General features: G+C 54.5%; 15 protein-coding genes. 10 read left to right on the plus strand and 5 right to left on the minus strand.

From position 1 onward, the window contains the following. Positions 1 to 28: 28 nt before the first annotated feature. Complete coding sequence (gene cyoA, locus TH4_RS16060; RefSeq protein WP_165374901.1) at positions 29 to 1,159, minus strand: ubiquinol oxidase subunit II; 1,131 nt, start codon at positions 1,157 to 1,159, stop codon at positions 29 to 31. Between the two features lie 449 nt (positions 1,160 to 1,608). On the opposite strand from cyoA, the gene TH4_RS16065 reads away from it, so the two are divergent. Further along, positions 1,609 to 2,949 (plus strand): MFS transporter, encoded by a 1,341-nt coding sequence (locus TH4_RS16065; protein WP_064781918.1) that lies wholly within the window; start codon positions 1,609 to 1,611, stop codon positions 2,947 to 2,949. 79 nt (positions 2,950 to 3,028) lie between these two features. Here the strand turns inward: TH4_RS16065 and TH4_RS16070 are convergent, their stop codons facing one another. Then, positions 3,029 to 3,721, minus strand: a complete 693-nt coding sequence (locus TH4_RS16070) for a glutathione S-transferase family protein (protein ID WP_064781919.1) — start codon at positions 3,719 to 3,721, stop codon at positions 3,029 to 3,031. A 154-nt stretch (positions 3,722 to 3,875) separates the two neighbouring features. Between TH4_RS16070 and TH4_RS16075 the strand changes: the two genes are divergently transcribed. Continuing rightward, entirely contained in the window at positions 3,876 to 4,577 is a 702-nt protein-coding gene (locus TH4_RS16075; RefSeq protein ID WP_064781920.1) for a glutathione binding-like protein, read from the plus strand. Between the two features lie 86 nt (positions 4,578 to 4,663). Here the strand turns inward: TH4_RS16075 and TH4_RS16080 are convergent, their stop codons facing one another. Next, positions 4,664 to 6,355 carry a methyl-accepting chemotaxis protein gene (locus tag TH4_RS16080; RefSeq protein WP_008892047.1) on the minus strand — a complete coding sequence of 564 codons (1,692 nt, stop codon included), beginning with the start codon at positions 6,353 to 6,355 and terminating at the stop codon, positions 4,664 to 4,666. Positions 6,356 to 6,688: 333 nt separating this feature from the next. Between TH4_RS16080 and TH4_RS16085 the strand changes: the two genes are divergently transcribed. Continuing rightward, positions 6,689 to 7,855, plus strand: coding sequence for an alpha/beta hydrolase (locus TH4_RS16085; RefSeq protein ID WP_167351228.1), 1,167 nt, complete (start codon positions 6,689 to 6,691; stop codon positions 7,853 to 7,855). Positions 7,856 to 7,876: 21 nt separating this feature from the next. Further along, the gene (locus TH4_RS16090) at positions 7,877 to 8,401 is read left to right on the plus strand and encodes a TspO/MBR family protein (protein ID WP_209272167.1); all 525 of its coding nucleotides are present in this window, start codon (positions 7,877 to 7,879) and stop codon (positions 8,399 to 8,401) included. Here the strand turns inward: TH4_RS16090 and TH4_RS16095 are convergent. Both TH4_RS16095 and TH4_RS16100 read right to left on the minus strand, forming a co-directional pair. Continuing rightward, positions 8,398 to 9,240 (minus strand): DUF3750 domain-containing protein, encoded by an 843-nt coding sequence (locus tag TH4_RS16095; RefSeq protein WP_245227954.1) that lies wholly within the window; start codon positions 9,238 to 9,240, stop codon positions 8,398 to 8,400. The two genes, TH4_RS16090 and TH4_RS16095, sit on opposite strands and share 4 nt — an antisense overlap. Before the next feature lie 137 nt (positions 9,241 to 9,377). Beyond that, on the minus strand, positions 9,378 to 10,355 hold the full coding sequence (locus TH4_RS16100) for a helix-turn-helix domain-containing protein (protein ID WP_064781923.1): 978 nt from the start codon (positions 10,353 to 10,355) through the stop codon (positions 9,378 to 9,380). A gap of 318 nt (positions 10,356 to 10,673) precedes the next feature. On the opposite strand from TH4_RS16100, the gene TH4_RS16105 reads away from it, so the two are divergent. From TH4_RS16105 to TH4_RS16130, 6 genes are all read left to right on the plus strand, one after another. Then, a complete protein-coding gene (locus TH4_RS16105) occupies positions 10,674 to 11,891 on the plus strand; it encodes an amino acid ABC transporter substrate-binding protein (protein ID WP_083997143.1) in 1,218 nt (405 codons plus the stop codon). Between the two features lie 78 nt (positions 11,892 to 11,969). After that, positions 11,970 to 12,842 carry a branched-chain amino acid ABC transporter permease gene (locus TH4_RS16110; protein ID WP_064781924.1) on the plus strand — a complete coding sequence of 291 codons (873 nt, stop codon included), beginning with the start codon at positions 11,970 to 11,972 and terminating at the stop codon, positions 12,840 to 12,842. Beyond that, on the plus strand, positions 12,839 to 13,813 hold the full coding sequence (locus TH4_RS16115) for a branched-chain amino acid ABC transporter permease (protein WP_064781925.1): 975 nt from the start codon (positions 12,839 to 12,841) through the stop codon (positions 13,811 to 13,813). Before TH4_RS16110 ends, TH4_RS16115 begins: the two co-directional genes overlap by 4 nt. Continuing rightward, positions 13,810 to 14,544, plus strand: a complete 735-nt coding sequence (locus TH4_RS16120; protein WP_063090342.1) for an ABC transporter ATP-binding protein — start codon at positions 13,810 to 13,812, stop codon at positions 14,542 to 14,544. Before TH4_RS16115 ends, TH4_RS16120 begins: the two co-directional genes overlap by 4 nt. Next, positions 14,537 to 15,253 carry an ABC transporter ATP-binding protein gene (locus tag TH4_RS16125; protein ID WP_064781926.1) on the plus strand — a complete coding sequence of 239 codons (717 nt, stop codon included), beginning with the start codon at positions 14,537 to 14,539 and terminating at the stop codon, positions 15,251 to 15,253. The genes TH4_RS16120 and TH4_RS16125 overlap by 8 nt, the downstream gene beginning before the upstream one ends. A gap of 52 nt (positions 15,254 to 15,305) precedes the next feature. Then, the gene (locus tag TH4_RS16130) at positions 15,306 to 16,763 is read left to right on the plus strand and encodes an aldehyde dehydrogenase (RefSeq protein WP_064781927.1); all 1,458 of its coding nucleotides are present in this window, start codon (positions 15,306 to 15,308) and stop codon (positions 16,761 to 16,763) included. Positions 16,764 to 16,854 lie beyond the last annotated feature (91 nt).

Consider the following 16,854-nt stretch of genomic DNA (forward strand, 5'->3'; position numbering starts at 1 on the left):
CGGTTGGCTTTTACCAACCGGCACTGCTTCAGAACCCTGTTGAAACACCTGACGGCGCAACACTCATGGCACGCGAGACCTGTTCATTGTCAAACAACGGCAGGTTCGCAAGTTCACCAGCCAAGCCACCTTCCGGTGCAGTGCAAAGCGTCGCAACGTAGGACTTGCTTTCGGGCAATGGCTGACTGCCACGCATCTGCGGCACGTCATAGGTCAAGGACATGACGTTATTGATACCGGCCAGACCGCCGCCACCATTTTCGTCAATATGCATCATCTCGTTCATGCACATTTTCGACTGGTCAACGCACATGTTGAGGATCGCGTTGTAAAGTTCCGGATCTACCGAGCTGAAGTACCGAACCGGTTCCTTGATGCTGGGTTTTTCAAGCTCAAGATATTGCGAACGCCCCAAAAGGTTTTCATCGGCCTTCACATTATCGACCCAGGCATCAAACCCGTCTTGGCTCAGCCCGTGGAACTTAAAGCGCATATGAGAGAACCCCTCACCGCTGTAGTTCCCCGAGAACCCGTCAAAAACACCTTCTTCATTGATTACGGCATGGAGTTTTGTTTCCATCCCCGCCATCGAATAAATCTGGCCCGCAAGAGCCGGAATGAAGAACGAGTTCATGATTCCCGAAGAGGTGATTTTGAACTGGATTGGCGTATCGACCGGAGCTGCGAGTTCGTTGACAGTCGCAATGCCCTGTTCCGGATACAGGAACAGCCATTTCCAATCGAGAGAAACGACTTCAATCACCATCGGCTCATGATCTTTTGGCAGTGGACGTTCAGCATCAATACGGTCGAGCGGACGATACGGATCAAGCGTATGGGTCGTAACCCACGTAATCGCGCCAAGGGCAATAATGATCACCAGCGGGGCAGACCAGATGACAACTTCCAATTTGGTGGAATGATGCCATTCGGGATCGTATTCCGCATCCTTGTTTCCCTGCCGGTATTTCCAGGCAAAGAAGACCGTCAATGCCATGACCGGAACAATGATCAGCAGCATCAGGATGGTTGATACGATAATAAGGTCGGCCTGCTGAGAGGCAATATCGCCCGACGGATCGATCACAACAAGGTTGCAACCGGCCAGAAGCGAGAACATTGAGGTCAATGCGACGCCACGTACAAGTTTTGAAAGCATGCGCTTCATACTTCCTCAGTCACTGGAAGATGTTCTCACAGACAACCATATGCCTGCGAGCCGCATAGCGACCCACCAAAGATCGCCACGCGTCGTACCCTGCCGCAAACGCATATAGGAATTATAATTCCAGACATCCACGGAAAGGGCACAAAGAAAGCAATTTTTTTTCAAAAAAATGCCAAATCGGAAATTCGCGGGAATTGCTATAGCTGCGTTGCAGCAATGTCAAGCTACCCGCGGCGCATAGCAGGGTCGTAATGACAATTATCATTCGGATGTAAACCGCGCGTTGTGCGGTGCATCACAATAATTGACACTGACGTTTGCAATTCACATGTCTATACTTAGACTCGATCCAAAGTCGTATCGTCCTTCGAGCCGGATTTGTGATCCAATCAAAAGCAGTTAGGGCCAAAAGGCCCGACCAGTGAATAAGGGAGAACGGCGTGACCCAAACAACAGAACACTACGCGACCGCCACCTCTTCGGGTTTGGAACGCGATGCGCGGCATCACAATGCCGACGCCACCAACGATCCGGGACAAATCGCGCTTGGCGTGATCATCGGCCGGACATCTGAATTCTTCGACTTCTTCGTTTATTGCATCGCATCGGTACTGGTCTTCCCGCAATTGCTGTTTCCCGGTGAAACCGCACTGATGGGCACCATGTATTCCTTTGCCATATTCTCTCTGGCCTTTATCGCACGCCCTGTCGGGTCGCTTGTCTTTATGACCGTTGACCGTCAGCATGGTCGCGGCGTCAAACTGACGATTGCCATGTTCCTGCTTGGCGGTTCAACCGCTGCGATGGCATTCCTGCCAAGTACGGCTTCGGCCGGGATCCTTGCGATTTACCTTCTGTGTGCCTTCCGCTTCCTGCAGGGTCTTGCATGGGGTGGCGCATGGGATGGTCTGGCGTCGCTTCTGGCACTTAACGCACCCGATAACCGCAAGGGCTGGTACGCGATGATCCCGCAGCTGGGCGCGCCGCTTGGCTTCATGCTGGCATCTTCGCTGTTTGCTTATTTGCTGCTGACACTTCACCCCGACGACTTCCTGGCCTTCGGCTGGCGCTATGCGTTCTTCGTGGCCTTTGCAATCAACGTTGTTGCGCTGTTTGCCCGCCTGCGTCTGGTGGCAACGTCCGAATTCGGCCATCTGCTTGACAAGAACGAGCTTGAGGCAGCCCGTGTCATCGACACGCTCAAACATAACGGCCGTACCGTTGTGCTGGGTGCGCTGGTCCCGATGGTCAGCTACGCGCTGTTCCATCTGGTAACGGTCTTTGCGCTGACCTGGGTTTATCTTTATGCCAATGGCAATCCGGGGCAGTTCCTTCTGACCCAGGGTGTTGGCGCAGTGTTGTGTGCCTTTGGCATCATTGCATCGGGCTTCATTGCCGATCAGCTCGGCCGTCGTCGCCTGCTTGGTTACAGTGCGGGTATCATCCTTCTGGGTGCGATCCTGACACCGCTGCTTTACACCTATAACATCATCAATGAAGGCATGATTGTTCTGGGTGGCTTTGCGGTTCTGGGCCTGTGCTTTGGTCAGGCGGCCGGTACGCTGGCATCGAACTTCAAGCGTGAATACCGCTATACCGGATCAGCCCTGACATCCGACCTTGCATGGTTGCTGGGGGCTGGTTTCGCACCGCTGATCGCGCTTTACCTGTGCGACAAGTTCGGTCTGGCCGGTGTTGGTGCCTACCTGCTTTCGGGCGCGGTTGTGACCCTGCTGGTCCTGCAATTCAACAAGCAGTTCGGGGCAAAAACCACCGACTGATTGTAAAGACATACACGTCAAAGCAAACACCCCGGCCAGATTGGCCGGGGTGTTTTCGTTTGCAGACCGCGAAGGGGTTTTATGCGTAGTTCGACGGGAACATGGCGCGTTTTGCGTCTTCGTCCATTTCCGTCTTAAAGGTGTGGTCCTTGCCAACCTCGCGCGCACTGACGGCTGCCGGCAGGCGATTGATCGCATCAAACCAGCGTTTGATGTTGGGATACTTGTCCCAGACATCCGGGTTCTTGTGCACGAACGGGGCCTTGTCGATCCAGCCCCAGGCCGAGATATCAACAATCGTCATTTCATCGCCGACGATGAATTGGCGACCTTCCATATGGTCTTCCAACACCTGATAGTGGCGGGCGATCTCGTTGCGATAACGGTTCACGCCATAGTCACTGCCCTCAGGTGCGACATGCTGGAAATGCACCGCCTGGCCTGAAAACGGACCCAGACCGGTGGCAATGAACATCAGCCACGACAGGAATTCACCGCGATCTTCGGGCTTGCCCAGGAACTTGCCTGACTTTTCGGCGAGATACAGCAGGATCGCGTTTGAATCAAACACGCGTACTTCCTTGCCCCCCGGCCCGTCGGTATCAACAATCGCCGGGACCTTGCCATTCGGGTTGATCGCGCGGAAGGCCGGGTCATGCTGCTGACCTTTACGGGTATCGACCGGCAGGACCTCATACGGCAAACCGCACGCCTCAAGCATCATCGAGATTTTCTGCGGGTTGGGTGTGGGGTGGTAATAGAAGCGGATCATGACACGTCTCCTTGCCAGGTATCGCCGTTACACAATGGCGTGACCGGCTCTTGCATTTTGGAATGATCGTTTTAAATTGACCGATAACAACCTGATTGGCAAGCTTCGATTATCGAATTCGCCATCACGAATAGTTTAAAGGAGCCTTTGGCCCATGATTGATCTGTATTACTGGCCAACCCCGAACGGCCATAAAATCACACTGTTTCTTGAAGAAGCCGGACTGGACTACAAGATCGTGCCGGTCAATATCGGTACCGGCGATCAGTTCAAACCGGAATTCCTGGCCTTTTCGCCCAACAACCGTATGCCGGCGATCATTGATCACGATCCGGCCGATGGCGGCGACGCCATCACGGTGTTTGAATCCGGCGCCATCTTGCAATATCTGGCCGAGAAAACCGGAAAGTTCATCCCGACCGATGTGCGCGAACGCAAGACCGTGATGGAATGGCTGTTCTGGCAGATGGGCGGCCTTGGCCCGATGGCCGGTCAGAACCATCATTTCGGCACCTACGCGCCGGAAAAGATCCCGTACGCGATCACCCGTTATGTCAACGAGACCAACCGTCTTTATGGGGTTCTGAACAAGCGTCTTGAAGGCCGCAAATTCATTGCCGGTGATGACTACACGATTGCGGATATGGCCTGCTATCCATGGATCGTCAGCCACGAAAAGCAGCAGCAGGACCTGAATGAATTCCCGAACCTGAAACGCTGGTTCGAAGCCATACAATCCCGTCCGGCAACGATTGCCGCCTATAAGGCGGGCGAAGGTCTGCGCGCTGGCGAAATGAGCGAAGAAGACAAAAAGATCCTGTTTGGTCAGACGGCAAAAAGCACCCAGAAATCCTGACCATATGGACCAATTCACAAGATCATGAAAAAACCGCCAGCCCTGTTACAGGACTGGCGGTTCTGTTTTGCGTGATCGTCTCAGGCTTAGGCGTTGCGCACTTCGGCCAGGAACGACTCAACTGCTTCGTTCAGAACAGCTGCCTGCCGTCCAAGGCCTTCTGCAAGGCCAAGTACCTCGCCCGAAAGCTTTTCGGCGTCATTTGCCGCCGTCGACACGCCCGAGATATTTTCAGATACATCGCGGCTGCCGTGTGAGGCCTGTTCAACGTTGCGCGCGATTTCCTGGGTTGCGGCCCCCTGCTCTTCAACGGCGGATGCGATTGTCGTCGTCGCCCCGTCGAGGCTTCGGATGGTTTCGGCGATTTCGGCAATCGCATTCACTGCATTGGATGTGGCGACCTGAATGTCGCTGACCTGGGAGCGGATATCTTCGGTTGCCTTTGCCGTCTGGTTTGCGAGGTTCTTGACCTCGTTAGCAACCACAGCAAAGCCCTTGCCGGCATCACCGGCACGCGCGGCCTCGATCGTTGCGTTCAGGGCCAGAAGGTTCGTCTGTTCGGCAATGTCGGTGATCAGCGAAACAACTTCACCAATCTGGTTTGCCGCCTCTGCCAGCAATTCGATCTTCTGATGCGTTTCTTCCGAGGTTTGAACGGCACCTTTGGCAATGGTTGCGGATTGTGCGACCTGATTGCTGATTTCGGCAATGGACGTGCTCAGTTCCTCAGCCGCCGAGGCAACCGTTTCGACGTTGGTCGACATTTCCTGCGATGCTGCCGAAACAACCGTTGAACGTTCGCCGACCTGTTTGGAGGTATCAGTCATCGCATTGGCAGAGCTTTGCATATTGCCCGATGCCTCGATCACCTGGGCGACAACCTGCCCGACGCTGGCTTCGAAACTGTCGGCCATTTTGCGAAGGGCCGCACGTTTGTCTTCTTCGGCGATGCGTTCCTGCTCTTCACGCTGGGTGCGCATTTCTTCCATTTCGATGGTTTTCGATTTGAAGATATCCATCGCCCGCGCCAGATCGCCGATCTCGCTTTTCTGGTGGGTGTAATTGACTTCGATATTGTGATCACCCTGCGACAGACGCAGCATGTTTTCCGAAATATCGAAAAGTGGTCGGGTAATGCCACGGCTGATCATCAGCGAGACGCCGACAACCGCAACCAGGATCGCCAAGGCAACACCACCCATCACCAGCATGATTTGCATGAAAACAGCGTTTACATCATCAATGTAAATACCGGTGGCGACGATCCAGCCCCATGGCTTGAAATCCTTGACGAATGAAAGCTTCGGACGAAGATCATCCGAATTCGGCACCTTGTAGGTATAATCGACAAAACCCTCGCCCTTCTCTTCGGCGACGCGCACGAACTCGCGATAAAGGAATTTGCCCGATCCATCGACATTGTCGGTCAAGTTCTTGCCAACAAGATCCTTCTTGATGTCATGGATCAGAAGAACCGGCGTGTGATCAAACACAAAGAAATAGTTCTTCTCATCATACCGAAGGGCTGCAACAGCGCCTTTGGCGGCATTTTGCGCCTCTTCGGTGGTCATTTCGCCGGACTGTTCCAGCGCATGATAATGACCAATCAAATTGATTGTGGATTCAACAAGGTTTTTCGTTTTTGTCTTGCGGTCCTCAAGCATGTTTTGGCGCAATTCGGTCAGACCGAACGCCCCGACCAGCAACACCGCAAGAACCGCGCCCGCGACAATAATCAGCATACGTGTGCCGATTTTCACCGAACTCAGTGACAACATGGCATTCCCCTTCCCCTTGGATATTCCTTGCCAAGGTAGCGGCAAGGTTTTCTTGTTTTAGAACCACTTCACAAACACTGAAGTCGGCAGCCCGTGACCATGTCACAAATCATCATACCAATTGAATCGCATATATTATGCATTATCTCTTTGCTGTGACGGCCATCACAGTTACTTGCCATTTCAGCTTGGCATCCGATAATCTTCCTATCGCTATCCGGGCACACCAACGCACGATAAGACGCGCCAAACAAGTGATCTGCAGTGCGCCGTTTGACGTAGCCATTTCAGTGATTTACATAATTTCTCAGCATCATGGCCAAAGGACATCTCATGCGCCCACTTCGCACAATCCTGTTGGCCCTGATCCCGGCAAGCCTGCTTGCGGCCTGTGCATTCCCGCCAGAAAACGCGCTTTATGATCAGTCACCCGATATCCCGCCCTACATGCAGGATAATTTCGACGATTACGTATCTGAAACGCGTGACTGGATCGCCTCCCATCGGGTTTTTCTGACCGATGACCATGAAATGGAAATTGCGCGCAACATTCCGTTTGAAGTTCGGCCTGAACCAATGGACGCAAATAAGCCCAGCCGTGGGGTTTTGTTTGTTCACGGTCTGGGATCAAGTCCGTGGTACTTCCACGACATTGCAGTGGCAATGGCCAAGAATGGCTGGCTTGCGCGGTCGATGTTGCTGCCCGGCCACGGCACCCGCCCGGGGGATCTCAGCCTGCCCGATTATGATGACTGGACGGGATCGGTCGCCCATCAGGTTGCGCTTCTGGAACGCGAGGTGGATGAAGTCTGGCTGGGTGGCTTTTCAACCGGCGGTAATCTTGTCACCAGTTACGCTGCTCGAAACCCGGACATTGACGGGTTGTTGTTGTTTTCTCCGGGCATCGAGCCGGGCAGTGATCTGTTATTCCTGACACCACTGGTCCAGTATCTGTGGGATTGGGTCGATGCTGATCCGGAAGACAACGTGATCAACTATCAATCCCTGTCGACCAAGGCATCGGCACTTTATTATCGCAGCGTCACCGACGTTGATGACGCGCTTGACGCAAAGCCGTTTGATCGCCCCGCCCTTGTTACCATGAGCGCGGATGACAGTGTGCTCGATCCAAGAGCAATGCTTCGTCGCTTTGAGACGCATTTCACCAACCCGGCTTCACGCCTGGTCTGGTATGATGAAGTCAACGCCCCAAGCAACGACAGCCGGATTGAGAACCTCAACAGCAATCTGCCGGATCAACAGATCAGCAGTTTCTCTCATCTGAGCGCCCTGTTCTCGCCCGACAATCCGTATTACGGTGCAAAGGGAAGCTTTGTCTTCATCGAAAACGGTCAGGAAGACATTGAACGACCAGCGGATCGCGCACTGCTCTGGCGCAGTGCATGGGGTTATACGGAACCGGGCAAGTATCATGCCCGCCTGACATGGAACCCCTATTTCGATGCCTTGATCGACGCAATCGGCGAAGTCACCAACTAGGCCAAAGGACCCGTCAACACCATGACCAACAGCGAACAGGAAACGATGAGTGCAGGGCGCATTCATCACCCCAACCATCGCACCCGTGTCTTTGCCCTGATTGCGTTTATGGTGTTGTGTCTGATCATATCGGCATTTGGCGGCGCGGTGACAGCCACCAGCGTCAATGACTGGTACGCGGCACTGAACAAGCCGTTCTTCCGTCCGCCCAACTGGGTTTTCGGGCCGGTATGGACCGTCATTTATTTCATGATCGCCTTTAGCGGCTGGCGCGCCTGGCTTAAGGTGGGTATTGCCAATGCCAAAGGCGCCTTTGGCCTTTATGCAGGTCAGTTGACGCTTAACCTTGCATGGTCGTTTTTATTCTTTGGCGCGCAGTCGCCCCTATTGGGCCTGATCGATATCGTCATCCTGCTTGGCCTGATCATCGCCAACATGGTTGCGTTCTGGAAGATTGACCGTCTGGCCGGGATGCTATTGGTGCCCTACGCGCTTTGGGTGGCATTTGCCACCCTGCTTAATGCCGCGATCTGGCAGCTTAATTAACTGCTTGGTTCTGCGACGACATCAATTGCCGTTTCCTTGGCCGCACGATCACTCTTGGGCTCCGCAGCCTCAGTTGTCTGCGCAACACTATCCATGCCCAAGCGACCGATGGATGGCAAACGCAGTGCCGGGCGGTTGAAATCAATCCCGAAGTTCAGACCCAGCAGGTTAAGCTCGATCCCCTCTTCCAGACCAAGCGACATACCAAGAACGCCCAGCAGGTTCGCCTGCACGCCCTGTCCGCTGGATGACAGCCCAACCGGATTGGTGATCGGGCGATAATCCTTGCCGATTGCGTTGGCTGGCATATCAAGGTTAAGCCCCGGCACTTCACGGCCGATATGGGCGATGAAGGTGTTGCTGTTCGGGCCCGGATAACTGCGATATTCGCGCGGGAACGGATAGGATTTGATCGCCTGTTCGATCTCGGGGATCAGCTTTTCGGCCGCCTCGCCCCGATGAGCCGCGAGAAGTTCCGGCTTTGAGCCATACCAAAGACCATCCGGGATCGCGTAATTCTGGCGAACGACATTGCCACTGCCCCATCCCACCACGTCATAGCGGGTATATCGGGTTTCACCGGCACGCTTATAGATGATCCATGGATGAACTGCGAAATAGGCCCGCCAGCCAAATGTTTCGGCCGCCATCACCATGACAATCGCCTGATCCCGGTTAGCGACCGCATCAGGCGCCACACCCGAAGAATGGCGCGGCGCATTGCGCCACGTATAGCGTTCCTTGGCTTTTTCACCCGGCGGGTCTTCTGCCAGGCTGATGCCAAATGGCAGGACAAGAACGGCCAAAAGACCAAGAAACAGGGTTTTGCCTTTACGCAACGTCGATCCAATCAAACTAACAGGTCATGACTTTGTTATTACGGTTAAAGCAGACAAGTAGGATCAAAAAAAGGCAACGCAACCTTCTATCTTGAGGGGAATACATCTGCATTCCGCCTGAAGTGGCGAAACCGGGCCTATGGCCAGGCAGCAAAAGTGTCATCTCGCACACGCTCATGCGCGCGCCGCAACCGACGATAGCCACCGGGCGCCTCCCCCATATAACGTTTGAAGAACCGGCTGAAATAAGCCGGATCGCGAAAACCCAAACCATATGCGATCTGCGCCACACCAAGTGGGGATTGTTCCAGACGCATGCAGGCCTCGCGCAGGACACGTTCATGGATAATCGTTAAGGGCGGCTTGCCGGTTGCGCGCAACACCGCAGACCCCAATCTGCGTTCACTGACGCCAAGGGCCTTGGCATAATCAGTAACATTCCAGTGTTCGCGAAAATGCAGCTCCAGCACCTGCAAAAATCGCTGAAAGGTGATTGAGCCCGGACCGTGCTGGTTACGTTGCGCCGTGACACCTTCTGCCAGACGCAGAACCATGGTCAGAATAATCTGTAAATGCGCGCCAACCACAAGACTGGCACCAAGTGCATTGCCCATCAGCTCAGACCGGATGGCTTCAAAGCTGCGCTCAAGCAACACCAGATTTCCAAGGCCCTCTTGCAGAGTAACATTATGGACGGTGTCCGCAGCAAAGCGCAAAGGCAAGCCACCGCCAGCAGAATTACCACCGGCGATCCCGCTGCCATCACCGCAATGACGCGCCACCAGATCATCCGCAACCGACAGCAAATAGCCATTGCTGCCTGCACTCACGCCAAAGCGCTGCGTTTCGCCCAACGGCAACCAAACGAGAGCTGGGGCCTTGCAGGTTATCGTTCCTTTGCGCAAACCAACCTCGGCACGACCACCAAGCAACAATATGGCATGGCAACGGTCCCGACGTGCCTGATCATTCATGACCCAGGTCTGTGTCGATAATGGATGATCAAAACGGTCCATAACCGCATGAGTGGTTACGGGAAGCAGGTCTTCGAACGGGTTATCGGTAAGTTCAACGGCGCTTGAGACCGGAATCTGACGGGGAGTTTGATCGGTCATGCCTTTTTGTCACACATCTATTCCAAATGGTTATATGTAAAAATGTACAATTTTTCGTCCTAAATTGTCAATTTCAGCATCTTTACATTAGAAACGTTCCATCGCTTACTAGAAACACGGTCAAAGAAACCGTCACAAGCAACAATACATACAAAGAATGCGTTCCTATTATTTTGCATATGCGAACTAATAGGCGGGAGGTTACGCCGGAGATTTACTTCACACTGTGAAGTAAGTAACACTAACTCTTTGCCTAAACTCCTGAAACTACGCGCAAACGGGAAAACCGTCTCTGCAAAAGAGATCAGGAGGAAAAGCATGCAAATTTCAGCGAAACTGCGCTTCGCGACCATTGCAGCAGCCACAACCGCCGTCATGAGTACCGCGACGCTGTTTGGGGCCAATGCCCAGGAAACATATCGTATTGGCTATGCCATTTCGAAAACCGGTCCGGGTGCACCGGGCGCGGCCACCAGCACCATTCCGAACTACGAAATGTGGGTTAAGGAAATCAATGATGCCGGTGGCCTTAAAGTCGGCGACAAGCAGCTTCCGATTGAAGTTGTCGAATATGATGACCGATCCAGCTCGGAAGAAGCGGTACGCGCGATTGAACGCCTGATCAACCAGGACAAGGTTGATTTCATCCTCTCCCCCTGGGGCACGGGTATCAACCTTGCAGTAGCACCAATCCTTGACCGCGCGGGTTACGCCCACCTTGCGGGCACGGCCGTTACCGACAAGGCACCCCAACTGTCGCAGCGCTGGAAAAACTCCTACTGGCTGCTGGGTACTGGTGAACAATATGCGGTTGGACTGGCTGAATTCCTTAAGGGACTTAAGGACGAAGGCAAAATCAACGACAAGGTTGCCATGATCGCCGTTGCTGACGGATTTGGCATCGAGCTTTCCAAGGCTGGTCGCGAGGCCCTTGAAGATCGTGATTTCGATCTCGTCTATGACAAGACTTATCCGCTGGGTTCCCAGGACCTGGCAACCATCGTCAATGATATCAAATCGCTTGGCGCGGACACCTTTGTTGCCTTCTCTTACCCGCCCGGCACGCTTGGCTTGACCGAACAGTCTCGCGTTCTGGGCTTTAATCCCAAGGTATTCTATGCCGGTGTCGGTACGGCCTTCCCGCTTTACAAAAACCGTTTTGGCGATAATGCCGAAGGTGTCGTCAGCCTTGGCGGTGCAAGCGAGGACGATCCCAAAATTGCCGATTACATCAAACGCCACATCGCATTCGCCGAGCGTGAGCCGGATCGTTGGGCATCGATCGTGAACTGGGCAACATTGCAGTCCCTGCAGCAGGCCATCGAGCGTGCCGGCACGACCGACCGCGTAGCGATCAATGCCGAACTGGCAAAAGGCGGTTTTGACACCATTCTTGGCACCTACAAGCCGGGCGATCAGACGTTCTGGCAGGTTGGTCAGTGGCAAGATGGCAAGTTTGTCGGCCTCGCACCGACCAGCATGGAGGGCGCTGCAGAACTTGTCTTCCCGAAACCTGAGTGGAAAGCCGCGCAGTAAGCGCGCCACATAAGGACGTCGGGGTTCCTAAGCCAACAGAACTCACGGGAATCCCGACGCCCCTTTTGGATGGAATTAATGTTTAGCTACGCAATTTTTTCCGGAATTACTCTTGGCGGGATGTACGCCCTTGTTGCCATGGGGCTGACCCTGCAATATGGCGTTTCGCGCATCATGAACCTCGCCTATGGCGAGTTGGTGATTGTCGCGTCATTTATTGCCTTTGTTTTCATGACCTCGCTTGGTGTCAATCCGATTGCTGGTCTGTTGATCATCATTCCGGCAAGCTTTGCCCTGAACTGGGTGATTTATCGCATCCTGCTGACCCCGCTGGTCGCGCGCGCAAAGAACCGCGGCATGCTTGAAGTCGACAGCATCCTGGCTACCTTTGGCCTGCTGTTTATCGTTCAGGGCGTGCTGCTGGTCTGGTTTGGTGGCAACTATTACAGCTATGATTTCCTCAACAACGCCGTTGACATCTTTGGGGCAACGATTGCGGCAAACCGGCTTGTCGCACTTGGTTTCGCAGTTGTCATCGGACTTGGTTTCTATCTGATCCTGACCCGCACCCGGATGGGCACGGCCCTTCGTGCGGTCGCCGTTGATCCGACCTCGGCGCGCCTGGTGGCAATTGATGTCAATTTTGCATCCTGCTTTGCTTTCACCCTTGGTGGTGCTATGGCCGCTGTTGGTGGTGTTCTGGTCAGTATGTTTCTGACTTTCTCCACCTCGATGGGTGTTGTCTTTACCATGAAGGCATTGATCGTTGTGATCATGGGCGGGGTTGGCAATATGTTGGGCGCGCTGATTGCGGGCCTCATCCTTGGTGTCGCGGAAAGCCTGGTCGCGACCTATATCGATCCGGGCCTGACCATTGCCGTGACCTATGTGATCTTCCTGCTGGTACTGCTGATCAAGCCATCCGGCCTGTTCGGGAGGGCCGCGTCATGAGCATCCTCAAACCTGATTTCATCAAGCCCGTTGGTATCGGTGCAGTGATCTTTGCTGCCCTTGCCTTCCTGCCCTCGCTGGTTGACAGTTATTACATGTCGCTTGCTATCAGCATCGTGAGCTTTGCGGTTCTGGCAACCGCATGGTCGATGTTCTCTGGACCGACACGATATATCTCACTTGCGACCGTGGTGTTCTTTGGCATTGGTGCCTATACGGTGGCAGTTCTGGGTGAAGTTCTGCCCTTCCCGCTGGTGCTGGTTTGCGCCGGGCTTGCCGGCACAGTCATCGCCCTTCTGGTTGGCTTTTCCACCCTGCGTCTGGCAGGTGTGTATTTCGTGATCTTTACCTTTGGCCTGACCGAACTGGTGCGCCAGGTCGTCAGTTGGTACGAGGTCAATGTCACCCGCGAAATGGGCCGCTATGTGTTTCTTGATATCACCCAGAACGACATTTACTGGCAATTACTCGCCCTGTTTGCGGTTCTTCTGCTGACCGGCTTCATTTTGGGCCGTTCGCGCCTTGGCTTTGCGCTGCGCATTATTGGCGAGGACGAAACCGTTGCCAAGCATTGCGGCATTGATGTCACGCGTGTGAAAGTCGCGCTGTTTGTTCTGTCTGCCCTGTTCATGACCCTGACCGGAGCCATCATGGCACCGCGCTGGACCTATATTGATCCGGTCATTGCCTTTAACCCGATGCTGTCATTCCAGGTTGTCATCATGGCACTGCTTGGCGGGCCACGTCGCCTGCTGGGCCCTCTGCTTGGCGTTGTCCCATTGACCCTTCTGTTTGAAATCCTGACCGCGAACTTCCCGAACCATTTCAGCATCCTGCTTGGCTGCGTGTTCTTGGTAATTGTCTATCTTCTGCCGAGCGGGGTTGTCGGTTTGTATGAAAAATACAGCGCCCCCAAAAAGCGCGTACTTGCAACCGAACAAAACGCCAAACCCGGGGGGAACGCAGCATGACCAATGAAATCCTTTTGTCGATTTCAGGTCTGCAGAAGGCCTTTGGCGGCCTGATTGCCGTCAATCAGATGCAGTTCGATGTCCATGAAGGAGAAATCCTTGGCTTGCTTGGCCCCAATGGATCGGGCAAGACCACGGTGATGAACCTGATTTCAGGTGCCCTTCAGGCGAATGAAGGCAAGATTGTCATCAGTGGTAAGGATATCACCAATCTTCCTGCCCACAAAATCAGCCATTCCGGCATTGCCCGCACCTTCCAGCTGGTGCGTGTTTTGCCCGATCTTGATTGCGTGGAAAATATCGAAGCCGGTCTTGCCTACCGGACCAAGCCGCTCTGGGGTGATGCCGCGCATGCCGCTGCACTTGAATTGCTTGAACGGATCGGGCTTGCCAAACAGGCCCACACGCCCGCAGGCGATCTGACCTATATCGATCAGAAACGCCTTGAACTGGGACGGGCACTTGCCCTGCAACCGAAACTTCTGTTGCTTGACGAATGGCTGGCCGGATTGAACCCGTCCGAATTGCAGGATGGTATCGCCCTTGTTCGCAAGCTCAAGAACGAAGGGCTTACGATCATCATGGTCGAACATGTCATGGATGCGATCAGAAGTCTGTGTGATCGTTGTGTGGTCATGAATGCCGGGGCCAAGATTGCTGATGGCACCCCCGACGAAGTTCTTTCCGATCCCGAAGTCGTCCGCGCCTATCTGGGAGACAGCCATGCTTGATATCAAAAAACTGTCTGTGTCCTATGGCAAGCACGCCGCCCTTCGCGAAGTCGACCTTACTGTCGACCGTGGCGAAATCGTTGTCATGCTGGGCGCCAATGGCGCAGGTAAAAGCAGCTTGCTTAAGGCCTGTGCCGGTCTGGTGCCGGCCCACGATAACACGCGTATCACCCTATCTGGCAGTGAGCTGACCGAACTTTCGGCCCACAAGATTGTCGAAGCCGGACTTGCACTTGTCCCGGAAGGGCGCGGCATTTTCGGCGAACTGACGGTTCGTGAGAACCTGGCACTTGGTGCCTTTGCCAAACGCGCAAGGGCAGCTGAAAAACAGAACCTTGAACGCGTGATTGATCTGTTCCCCAAACTCGCGGAAAGGCTTGATCAAGCGGCTCGTACCATGAGTGGTGGCGAACAGCAGATGGTGGCCATCGGCCGCGCGCTTATGTCCAATCCCGATATTCTTTTGCTTGATGAGCCGTCCCTTGGTTTATCACCAATCATGACCGGGGAATTATTCAAGGCCCTTGCGGCCATTCGCAAAACAGGCGTTGGTGTGCTTCTGGTCGAACAGAATGCCCACCAGTCCCTCGCCATATCAGATCGAGGTTATCTGATCGAAAACGGGGCCGTTACCGGGCAGAATACTGCCAAGGCCCTGCAATCCGACCCAGCTGTGCAGAAGGCATTTCTTGGCCTTGGGGCCGCGTGATGCAGTCTTTCGCCAACGCACAGCAAACCACAAGAAAGTCAGGAGAAACGTCATGAACGACACCAAATTGTTGATCAATAATCAGGACGTCAATGCGTCCAACAACCGCACTTTTGAACGCAAGAACCCGGTCACTGGCGAAGTTGCAACCGTGGCTGCGGCCGCTAATGCCGCCGATGCCCGCAAGGCCGCCGATGCCGCCGCCGCGGCCTTCCCGGAATGGTCAAAAATGGGTCCGGGCGCACGGCGCAAGATCCTGCTTAAGGCCGCTGACATCATGGAGGCCAAAGGTGATCAGTTTGGTCAGCTGGTTCTTGATGAAACCGGCAGCACGCGCATGTGGGGTGGATTTAACGCCCATCTTGCTGCCAATATGCTGCGCGAGGCCGGTGGCATGACGACGCAAATTCAGGGCGATGTCATTCCGTCTGACACGCCGGGCCTCATGGCCATGGGCATTCGTCAGCCGGTTGGCGTGGTCCTGGGCATTGCGCCCTGGAACGCCCCGGTGATCCTTGGCACACGCGCCATTGCCATGCCGCTGGCGTGCGGCAATACCGTCATCCTCAAGGCGTCCGAACTCTGCCCGGCCCTGCATCGCCTGATCGGTGATTGCCTGGTCGAGGCCGGTGCGCCTGAAGGTGTCGTCAACGTTGTGACCAATGCCCCGGAAGATGCCCCGGAAATCGTTGAAACCCTGATTGCCCATCCGGCCGTGCGCCGCATCAACTTTACCGGCTCTACCCGTGTCGGGCGCATCATCGCCAAGCTTGCGGCTGAACACCTGAAACCGGTTCTGCTTGAACTGGGTGGCAAGGCACCGTTCCTCGTTTTGGATGACGCCGACCTTGACGAGGCGGTCAATGGCGCGGCCTTTGGCGCCTATATGAACCAGGGCCAGATTTGCATGTCGACCGAACGCCTGATCGTTGACAATGCGGTTGCCGATGACTTTGTTGCCAAACTGGCCGCCAAGGCCAAAACGCTGACCGCAGGCGATCCGGCCAAGGCCGAAAACATCCTTGGCGGTGTTGTCAGCATCGAGGCGGTCAATCGCATCGAAGAACTGATCGAAGACGCCGTTTCCAAGGGTGCGAAACTGGTTGCCGGTTCGGGCAAGGCCAAGGACGGCGTTCTGATGGATGCCACCCTGCTTGATCATGTTACCCCGGCAATGAAGATCTATTCCGAGGAAAGCTTTGGCCCGATCTGTGTCGTTATTCGTGCAGGCGACGAGGACGAGGCCGTTCGCATCGCCAATGACAGCGAATATGGCCTGTCTTCTGCGGTCTTCTCGACCAACATTCCGCGTGCGATGGAAGTTGCCAAACGCATTGAAAGCGGCATCTGCCACATCAACAGTCCGACCGTTCAGGACGAAGCACAGATGCCATTTGGTGGTGTGAAATCATCGGGTTATGGCCGTTTCGGATCCCAGGCATCGATTGATGAATTCACCGAAATGCGCTGGATCACGATCCAGAGCGGCAAGCGCCACTACCCGTTCTAAGCCTTGCTGTTCATAAAGATACGCAGGGGGGAAGCCTGATTTCGTGAGAACTGTTTCCTCACCAAATCAGGACCTGTGTGCAGGCCGTCAG

This window comes from Thalassospira tepidiphila MCCC 1A03514, from assembly GCF_001662875.1.
Classification (GTDB): Bacteria; Pseudomonadota; Alphaproteobacteria; order Rhodospirillales; family Thalassospiraceae; genus Thalassospira; species Thalassospira tepidiphila.